This window comes from Nostocoides australiense Ben110 (assembly GCF_001050535.1).
Lineage (GTDB): Bacteria > Actinomycetota > Actinomycetes > Actinomycetales > Dermatophilaceae > Nostocoides_A > Nostocoides_A australiense.
On the sequence record NZ_HG764815.1, the window covers coordinates 2,193,906 to 2,203,353 of the forward strand.

At 70.0% G+C, this 9,448-nt stretch carries 8 protein-coding genes; 6 read left to right on the plus strand and 2 right to left on the minus strand.

Going from position 1 to position 9,448, the window contains the following annotated elements; translation table 11 throughout:
• Nucleotides 1-107: 107 nt before the first annotated feature.
• The 3 genes from BN11_RS10610 to BN11_RS10620 all read left to right on the plus strand — a co-directional run bounded on the left by BN11_RS10610 (nt 108) and on the right by BN11_RS10620 (nt 3,824).
• Nucleotides 108-1,085, plus strand: coding sequence for a ribose-phosphate diphosphokinase (locus BN11_RS10610; protein WP_048697443.1), 978 nt, complete (start codon nt 108-110; stop codon nt 1,083-1,085).
• A gap of 277 nt (nt 1,086-1,362) precedes the next feature.
• On the plus strand, nt 1,363-2,073 hold the full coding sequence (locus BN11_RS10615; protein WP_157044079.1) for a 50S ribosomal protein L25/general stress protein Ctc: 711 nt from the start codon (nt 1,363-1,365) through the stop codon (nt 2,071-2,073).
• Between the two features lie 263 nt (nt 2,074-2,336).
• A complete protein-coding gene (locus BN11_RS10620; protein WP_157044080.1) occupies nt 2,337-3,824 on the plus strand; it encodes a sugar transferase in 1,488 nt (495 codons plus the stop codon).
• A 236-nt stretch (nt 3,825-4,060) separates the two neighbouring features.
• Here BN11_RS10620 and BN11_RS10625 read toward each other — a convergent pair whose 3' ends face one another.
• Entirely contained in the window at nt 4,061-4,939 is an 879-nt protein-coding gene (locus BN11_RS10625) for a sulfotransferase family protein (protein ID WP_048697444.1), read from the minus strand.
• Nucleotides 4,939-5,850 carry a sulfotransferase family protein gene (locus BN11_RS10630; protein WP_162213211.1) on the minus strand — a complete coding sequence of 304 codons (912 nt, stop codon included), beginning with the start codon at nt 5,848-5,850 and terminating at the stop codon, nt 4,939-4,941. The genes BN11_RS10625 and BN11_RS10630 overlap by 1 nt, the downstream gene beginning before the upstream one ends.
• Nucleotides 5,851-6,060: 210 nt before the next feature.
• Here BN11_RS10630 and BN11_RS10635 point away from each other — a divergent pair, with 210 nt between their 5' ends.
• The 3 genes from BN11_RS10635 to BN11_RS10645 all read left to right on the plus strand — a co-directional run.
• A complete protein-coding gene (locus tag BN11_RS10635; RefSeq protein ID WP_048697449.1) occupies nt 6,061-7,029 on the plus strand; it encodes a GumC domain-containing protein in 969 nt (322 codons plus the stop codon).
• Nucleotides 7,030-7,042: 13 nt separating this feature from the next.
• The gene (locus BN11_RS10640) at nt 7,043-7,987 is read left to right on the plus strand and encodes a sulfotransferase (protein WP_048697452.1); all 945 of its coding nucleotides are present in this window, start codon (nt 7,043-7,045) and stop codon (nt 7,985-7,987) included.
• 5 nt (nt 7,988-7,992) lie between these two features.
• A partial coding sequence (locus BN11_RS10645) for a hypothetical protein (protein ID WP_048697456.1) occupies nt 7,993-9,448 on the plus strand: 1,456 nt, incomplete at its 3' end.

Here is a 9,448-nt window from a genome sequence, read left to right on the forward strand (position 1 = left end):
GGCACCAAGACCGCGGCGGCGGCGCAGACCGCCCTGGACCAGAACCCGGCGCCGGCCGGGGATCCCGGCGGGCATCCCGGCCCGCGCGCGGGGGAGGAGCGCCAGGCATGACCGGCATCACCAAGAAGACCCGCAAGAACCTGATGATCTTCAGCGGCCGGGTCGGCCGGGATCTCGCCGAGGAGGTCGCCGAACTTGCCGGCACCGAACTGGTGCCCACACAGATTTACGACTTCGCCAATGGCGAGATCTTCGTGCGTTATGAGGAGTCGGTCCGCGGGTGCGACGCCTTCGTCTTCCAGTCGCACGCCGCCCCGATCAACGAGGCGATCATGGAGCAGCTGATCATGGTCGATGCGCTGAAGCGGGCCTCCGCCAAGCGGATCTCGGTCGTGCTGCCGTTCTACGGGTATGCCCGGCAGGACAAGAAACACCGCGGCCGCGAGCCCATCTCGGCCCGCCTCGTCGCCGACCTGTTCAAGACCGCCGGCGCCAACCGGCTGATGGCGGTCGACCTGCACACCGACCAGATCCAGGGCTTCTTCAACGGCCCCGTCGATCACCTGATGGCCCTGCCGGTGCTGTCGGCGTATGTCGGCGAGAAGTATGCCCGCCAGGACCTGACGATCGTCTCGCCCGACGCCGGCCGCATCAAGGTCGCCGAACACTGGTCGCGCCGCCTCGGCAACGCCCCCCTGGCCTTCATCCACAAGACCCGCGACATCCACCGGCCCAATGTCTCGGTCGCCAACCGGGTCGTCGGCGACGTTGCCGGCCGCGTGTGCATCGTCGTCGACGACATGATCGACACCGGCGGCACCATCGTGAAGGCCGCCGAGGCCTGCATGGAGGCCGGCGCCGCCGGCGTCGTCATCGCCGCCACCCACGCGATCTTCTCCGACCCCGCCGTCGAGAAACTCGCCGGCTCCAGCGCCCAGGAAGTCATCGTCACCAACACCCTGCCCCTGACCCCCGAGCAGTACTTCGACAAGCTGACCGTCCTGTCCGTCGCCCCGCTCATCGCCGAGGCAGTCCGCGCGGTCTTCGAGGACGGCTCGGTCACGAGCCTCTTCGACGAGCTGTAAGCACTCTGCGCACCGTCTCCTTCTCGCCTCGGCGGGCCGCTTCGTCCTCGCGTCCCCGTCCCGCCCGTCTCGGCCGCGCCGCGTCCCCGTCCCGCCCGTCTCGGCCGCGCCGCGTCCGCTTCTCGCGGATTTCGTCCCGGTGGGATGAGGCGACTACTCTAGGAACGATGCCTCGGCGAGGGGCGGCGATCCGCCGCCCGTGATCGACGCGGTGGTGCCCGATGATGTCGCGCCCCCGCAGCGACCAGCGACCCGGGGCCACCGCATACCGATCCCCATGGCGACCTCCCCCAAGGCCGCCACCCGCCTTGAGGAGAAGCAGTTGTCCACCGAGAACCGTCTTGACGTCGAGCTCCGCACCGAGTTCGGCAAGGGCGCGGCGCGCCGCGTCCGCCGCGCCGGCAAGGTGCCCGCCGTCGTCTACGGCCACGGCACCGACCCGATCCACATCACCATGCCCGGCCACGACACGATGATGGCCCTCAAGCACGCCAACGCCCTGCTCACCCTCGTCATCGACGGAAACGAGCAGCTGGCCCTGGCCAAGGACGTGCAGCGCGACCCGATCAAGCCCGTCATCGAGCACGTCGACCTGGTTGTCGTCCGCAAGGGCGAGAAGGTCACCGTCGACGTCCCGGTCCACACCGTCGGCGAGGCGGCGGCCGAGACCGTCGTCAACGTCGAGAGCCCGACCGTGCAGATCGAGGTCGAGGCCACCAACATCCCCGAGAACATCGAGGTGTCCATCGAGGGCCTCGAGGCCGGCGCCCAGATCCTCGCCGCGGGCTTGACCATGCCGGCGGGCGCCACCTTGGCGACGGACCCGGAGAGCCTCGTGGTCAACGTCACGGCGATGATCTCCCAGGAGGCGCTGGACGCCGAACTGGCCGAGGCCGAGGCCGGCATCGAGCAGGAAGAGCCGGCCGAGGAGGCCGAGGAGGCCCCCGCCGAGGCGAAGGCCGGCGCCGAGGCAGATGCCGAGGCCTGATCCACATGGTCTTCCGCCACGTCGCTCCGCGAACCGCGCGCCGGTTCAGTGGGGCGGCGTGGCGGTCTTAGTTTGGGGGAAACTCGTGGTAATGGGGTCTCTTGCGGTACCTTCCCCCAGGGAACAAATCCGTTCCTCAGAACCACTGGTCACATGGGTATCACCGAGCGGCGCGAAAGACCGCAGGTGAAAGTCGGGAGGAAAGTGTGAGCGGGGCAGCACAGGCGGATCAGCACCAACAGGACGCTGACTCGAATCCGTCGTTGCAGACGACCGTACCCAGGCCGCACAGCCAGTCCGTGCACTGGCATACCCCGGACTGGATGCTCCCCAATGTGGACAAGGAAGGGCCGGGCCAGGGGTGGCGGACCCGGTATCGCAATCGGGTCATCGTCAGTGACTTCCTCGCGGCCCTGCTGGCCTGCTTCGTCGCGGCGCTGTGGCGCTATCAGGGGGTCCCCAATCTGCGGGTCGCGCTGCTGACCGCCGTCGTCCCGGTCGTGTGGGTGCTGGTATGCGGTCGCTCCGGTGCCTACAACGTCAACACCCTGGGCATCGGGCTGGATGAGTACCGAAGCATCGGGCGGGCCTTGGTGATCCTGCTCGCGTTGCTGTCGGTCACCCTCGTCATCTTGAACTGGCGGATGTCGCGCCTGCTGTTCTTCGTCGCCGTGCCCCTCACCTTCCTGCTCACCGTCCTGGCCCGGCGCATCCTTCGCGGCCGGCTCGCCAGAGCGCGAACCCGCGGCCACGCGCTGCAGCCAACCATCGTCGTCGGGCGCGGCCTGGCGGTCCACGACATGATCGCCTCCATTCAGAACGACCCGATGTCGACCGGGATGAAGGTCGTCGGCGCCTGCGCATCCGACCTGCCCGACCCCAAACGGGTCGCCGACGTCGAGGTCTACGGCGGCCCCGAGACCGCGCTCCTCGCGGTCCGCGACACCGGCGCCGAGGCCGTCGTCGTCGCCTCCGACGCCTCTTTCTCGGGGAAGGCGCTGCGCCGCCTCGGCTGGGCCCTGTCCGAGATCGGCGTCGAACTGTTCGTCCACCCCGGCATCAACGAGGTCGCGGCCCCTCGCCTGACTCTGCGGCCCGCCGCCGGGATGTCCCTGCTGCACGTCGAAGGCCCGACCATCGGCGGCTTCGACGCCTTCGCCAAACGGGTCATCGACGTCGTGTGCGCCAGCCTGATCGCGCTGGTGTCGATGCCGGTATGGCTGTTCATCGCGGTGTCGATCAAGCTGCACGACCGCGGGCCGGTCTTCTTCATCCAGCAGCGGGTCGGCGAGAACGGCCGCACCTTCCCGATGGTGAAATTCCGGACCATGGTTGTCGACGCCGAGCAGCGCCTGCTCTCCGGTGAACTGTCGGCGCACCAGCAGGTCAACGAGATGCTCTTCAAACACAAGCAGGACCCCCGGATCACCAAGCCCGGCCGCATCCTGCGTCGCCTGTCCCTGGACGAACTCCCGCAGCTGATCAACGTCCTCCGCGGCGAGATGTCCCTCGTCGGGCCCCGCCCGCCGCTGCCGCGCGAGGTCGACGCCTACGAGCCCGACGCCTTGCGCCGGCTGCGCGTGCGCCCCGGCCTGACCGGCATGTGGCAGATTTCCGGACGCTCCGACCTGAACTGGGAAGAGTCCCTGCGCCTCGACCTCTGGTACGTCGACAACTGGTCACCCGTCCTCGACGTCATGATCCTCATGCGCACCGTCCGCGCCGTCGTCAAGGCCGAAGGCGCGTATTGAGCCGTTTTGCGGGGTCTCCTCCTCCCCCTCGGCGGGTGCGCTCGTTCCTCGCGCCCCCGTTTCGCGGGCATCGTCGGCCCCGCCGCGGTCGAGTTCCGTAGGGGCAGGCTGCTCGTGGCGTCCTACCGTGGTTCGCCCCGGTTCGTTTTCCTCGAGGTGTCGTGGCGGCGCGCCACCGGAGTGGTCACCCCCAGCAGTGGGTGTGGAGGCTCGTCATGTGTTGCCGGCGCGCGGGCTCAGCGGTAGCCGTAGCGGGCCAGCTGGTCGCCGATGAGGGACTCCATGGTGGCGACCTGGGCGGGGGTGAGATCCTGCAGGTAGGCCGCCTTGCGGCCGGAGGAGAGGCTGTAGCGGGAGATGCCGGACTCGAAGGCGTCGGTCCAGGTCAGGCCGAGGTGTTCGAGGATGCGGGTCAGGTGGGTCCGGGAGTCCTCGAGGACATCCTCGTAGCGCACGGTGAGCCAGCGATCTCCCAGTTCGGCGGCGCACTCCTCGTGGCGGTCGACCAGGATCCACCAGGCGATCGCCGCGAGCGCGGGCTGGGTGCGCCCCGCGGCGTCCCAGGCCTCGTCGAGTTCGGGCGAGAGGGGCCCGAAGTGCCAACCGGCGGGGCCGAGGTGGCCCTTCCACCAGTCCATCTGCAGCCACGAGTTCGCGACGGCCCGCCCGTCCCGCACGATGTGCACGAACCGGGCGTCGGGGAAGGCGGCGGCGATCAGCGACGCCCGCGGCCAGCCGGTGAACTTGTGCAGGAAGATCTCGGCGGACTCCAGACCGGACATCCGCTTCTCGACGAAGGCGTGCAGCCGCTTGTCGAGCCAGGGCGTCAGGTCGGCGGACGTCACATCCTGGGCCGGGTCGACAAGCATGGGGGAGACCTCGCGGGCGAGCACGCGATAGCCCTCGCTCGGGGCCAGCCGGGCTCGGCCCTTCTCCGACACCGCGGCCGGGAGCCGGCGCCACAGGGTCAGCTGCTGCGCGTTGCCCTGCCGGATGCCGAGGTCGTCGAGATTGGTGACGAAGCCGGTCGCGGGATGCCGGGCGATGAGTTCGTGCACGAGGGTGGAGCCGCAGCGGCCCGTGCCGAGGATGAAGCCGGGGGGCAAGGAGGTCATCAGCGGTATCCCATGGTGTTGAGTTGGTCGTCCATGACGGCCAGGGCCGCCCGTTGCTCGGCCGGGATCTCTGCGTTCCAGGCGGCGTTCTTGTCGGGGAAGGAGATCTTCGACAGCTCCGCCTGCCAGACGGCGTTGTCGGGATCGAGACCGGCGAAGGCGGCCACCTCGCCCAGGACACGCGACGGATCGGCGACCAGGTCCTCATACCGGATCCGCAGCACCGACCCGGCGGGCACCGACGCAAGCCCCTCCTCGATCACCCGCGTCTCTTCGACCCAGTGCCGCGCGCACAACTCGAGCGGGTCCTTGCCCTCGGCTGCCCACTCCTGCGGGGTGCGGTCGTCCCACCACCACACGGGCATCTCGGGCCACCAGTCCACCCGGCTCAGCGAATAGGCGACAGCCCGGCCGTCGCGGGTCACGTCCAAGAAGCGTGCCTGAGGAATCAGCTTGTGCAGCAACCCGATCCGGCGGTTGTGGCCGATCCGCTTGCTCAGCAGCACCCGCCCGCCGCTGCGCCCCGTCGTGCGCGCCAGCAGGCCCGGCAGGCGCCGCTGCTTGTCGGTGACCGGCGACCCGTCCCACGCCTCCGGCACGTCGCAGTGCTCGAAGACGGGCTCACCCTCGACCGGCTGCGGGAAGAAGCGCTCGGCCAGCGACCGCGAGGTGTTGTAGCGGTAGGCGTTGTCGCCCGACGCGCCGAACCACACCGCCCGCCGCTGATCCAGCCGGCGCGCGCCCAGCCGGTTCAGGACCGCCAATGCGCTGACACCGGGCAGCCGCCGCTGGTAGTTGTTGATCCACGAGGCATCGGGGTGCAGGGCGAGCGCCCGATAGACCAGGCTCGTGCCGGAGCGCGGTGCACCGACGATGAAGAGCGGGGGCTGAGGGCGTGCATCGGACGTCACGATGACCAGGCGACCTTCCACAGTGCGGGCGCGAAGCGGCATGGCGGGGAAGTCCCCCGATGGCCGGGGTGTATCGTAGTCCCTTGTGGCCGCTGGGCCTTGGCGCGCCGTCGCGCAGGCGACAGCCCGCAGGCTAGCTCCCGCTGGCGCCGCCGAGACTCAGTTGCCTACTGCACCCGTACCTGTCGAAAGAGTCGGATACACCTCACTATGGAACTTCGCGAACTGCTCGCCCGCCTTGGTCGCCGCCTGTGGCTGCTGGTGATCATCCCGCTCGCGGCGCTGCTGCTGGTCCTGGGCCTGAACGCCCCGAGCGGCACGAAGTACACCAGCTCCGTCGACCTGCGTGCGACCAACCCGGTCGGCGACCCCACCGTCGCCTCGATCAACCTGGTCGCCGGGTCGCTCGTCAACGCGACCACCTCCGATGAGGTCCTGTCCAAGATCGCCAAGACGGCCGGCACCCCGGTCAAGCGCATCCGCGACGGCATCTCGGCCAGCCGCATCGCCGACACCGAGCTGGTCCACGTGACCTTCGCCGACACCGACCAGGCAATCGTCGAGAAGGTCATGCAGGCCATTCCCTCGGCCGTGCAGGAGCAGGCGTTCGCGCCGTCGCTGCGCCAGGCCCAGGTCGCCGAGGACGAGGCCAAGAACCGCTTCGACACCGCGATGGCCGAGCTGGCCAAGGTGCAGAAGTCCACCGGCCTGACCAACCCCGACCGCGAATACCAGACCGCGACCTCCGAGGTGACCTCGCTCAAGGTCGCGCTCGCCACGGCCAAGGGCCGCCCCGACACGGTGACGACCAAGCCGATCGAGGACGCCCTCAAGGCCGCCGAGAAGCGGGTCACCGAGGTCGCCGACGCGCAGGCCGAGTTCACCGCGCCGCAGTTTGCCGTCGACAACGCCCGCGCCGCCCTCGCCCAGCGCTCGGCAGCCAAGACCGACATCGAGTCGCGTCAGGCCGCGAGCATCACCGAGTCGATCGGTTCCGAGGTCACCCAGTTGCCGTGGACCACCGAGATCCTGCGTCGCGCCATCTCGGCCGCGCTCATCGGCCTCGCCCTGGCGGTCCTCCTCCTCGCCATCCCCGAGGTGCTGCGCCGCAGCCGTGAGGGCAGCGACGACGAGCTGATCGCGCGTGAGCGGGTCCGCCGCGAGACCTACGAGAACTGAAGGGCGAAAGCCGATGACGAACGGCGATTCGGTCCGGGTCGTGTTCGTCGGGGGGACCGGGCGCAGCGGTAGCACCGTCGTCGCCAACGCTCTCGGCGGCCTGGGCGATGCGGTCAGCGTCGGCGAGTTGCGTTACCTGTGGGAGCGCGGCATCACCGAGAACCGGCTGTGCGGCTGCGGGGCCGCCTTCGCCGACTGCCCCTTTTGGCAGGAGGTGCTGCGCACGGCATACGGCGCCGCGGTGCCCGACGCCCAGCAGATGCACCAGCAGCTGACGGCGTACACCCAGCTGCGCACGCTGCCGCGCCTGGCCCGCACCCCCGCGGAGCGCTCCAGCGCCCCCGAGGCGCTGGCCGCCGTCCTCGCGCCGCTGTATGAGGCGATCGGCACCGTCTCCGGCAAGTCGGTGATCGTCGACTCTTCCAAGCTTCCGACGTATGCCGCCCTGCTCGCCGGGGTGCCCGGGCTCGCCCTGGATGTCGTGCACCTCGTGCGCGACCCGCGCGCCGCCGCCTTCTCGTGGCAGCGCAAGAAGGAGAAGAACGACTCCGGCGGGTTGATGGAGCGCCGCGGCGTCGTGAAGTCGGCCACCTTGTGGACGGCGTGGAACGCCGGCCTCGAGCGGGCCTGGCGTGGTTCGCCGCACTACGTGCGGATGCGCTACGAGAGCTTCGCGACGCACCCCCGCGAGTCGCTGCAGGTCCTCGCCGACGCGCTCGGCCTGACGGGTGTCGACCGTCTCGTCGACGACGAGGGCCGGCTCGACCTGCCCGCGAACCACACCGTCGCCGGGAACCCTGCGCGCATGTCGATCGGTCCTACTGCTGTGCGACTCGACAACGAATGGGCCGGCGCGATGGACCGCAAGGAGGCCGCCGTCGTGACGGCCTTGACCACGCCGCTGCTGACGCGCTACGGCTACCCCCGCTCCCTCGCCGCGGGCTCCGCGGAGGGCTGACCGACATGGTCAAGAAGGCCCTGGCCACCCTGGCCGCGGCGACGCTGGTGCTGTCCGCGAGCGCCTGCGACGACGGCGCCGGCCCGACCGGTCGCGCCACCACGCCGGCGACGATGGCTTCGGGCACGATGGGCGTCGTCCCGCCGGTGTTGATGGAGACCGGCAAGGTCGACCTCGGCATCAAGTGGAACTGGAATCTCAAGCCACCGCTGGCCTACGCCCAGCAGGTCGGGTGGGGTGAGACCTTCTTCGAGGTCGAATGGTGCGCCCTGCGCGACCGGCCCGAGGGCACCCGCTTCGCCCAGGTCGAGCGCATCCTCGGCCAGGCCCAGGCCCTGGGCTACCGGCTGATGCTCAAGATCCGCGTCGGCAACTGCGGCGGCGGCAACAAGGAACTCGACCCGGCCGAGGGCACGCGCAAGAGCCCGAGCACATTCCCCGACGACCCCGCGGCATACCAGCAGTTCGTCACGACGATGGTGAAGCTCTATTCGGGCCGCGGTGTGAAGTCGTGGGCCATCGAGAACGAGGTCGACGCCAACAACTTCTGGTCGGGCACCCCCGAGGAGTACACCCGGCTGGTCACGATGGCGAGCGAGGCGATCAAGGCCGGCGACCCCGACGCGACGATCCTCGACGCGGGTATCTCCAGCACCGGCAACGGCATCGAGCTCGCCGGTGAGCTGATGGACGCCGGCAAGGAGCAGGAAGCCCTCGCCCTCTACCAGCAGTGGTTCGGCCGTCGCAACGAGGGCCCGCAGGCCCGCTTCGGCATGGTCGATTCCGTCGACGCCCTGCGCAGCCTGCTGAGCGACGGGCGGGCCAAGCGCATCCGCGCCATGGTCGCGGCGAACTGGGCGGCGATCAACTCCGGCGCCGTCACGTCATACCAGCTGCATTTCTACGAGAACCCGGACCTGCTGCCCGACCTGCTCGACTACATACGCCGGCACCTGACCGTGCGCATCCCGATCGGGGGCTGGGAGATCGGCACCGCCTGGCCGGGCGACAACTACACCGAGCAGATCCACGGCGCCGAGACGGCTCGCCTGCTCGGCGCGCTCATGCGGGAGCAGGTCAGCCCCATCGTCTACCTGCCGCTGGCCTACACCCCCGGCGGCGCGACGAAGGTGGAGATCTTCCGCGGCCTGGTCACGCCCGAGGGTGCGTCGACTCCGGCGGGGGAGGTGTATGCCGCCTACGCCAAGTACGCCAAGGACAGCACCGACGTCGCCGGCGTACGCACGAGCGGGGGCACCGGCATACTGCTCGTCGCGCCGAGCGGCAGCCTGCTCGTGCTGTGGCCCGACGGCGAGCGCAGCCTGCGGATCACCGGCGCCGGTGCCCGCTCGGCCGCCGACCCCGCAGGGAGCGTGCCCGCGGGCTCGACGCCGCGCGATCCGGTGTTGATCGAGCTGGCCGCCACCGACCGCGAGGGCGCTCTCAAAGCCGGCGAAGCGG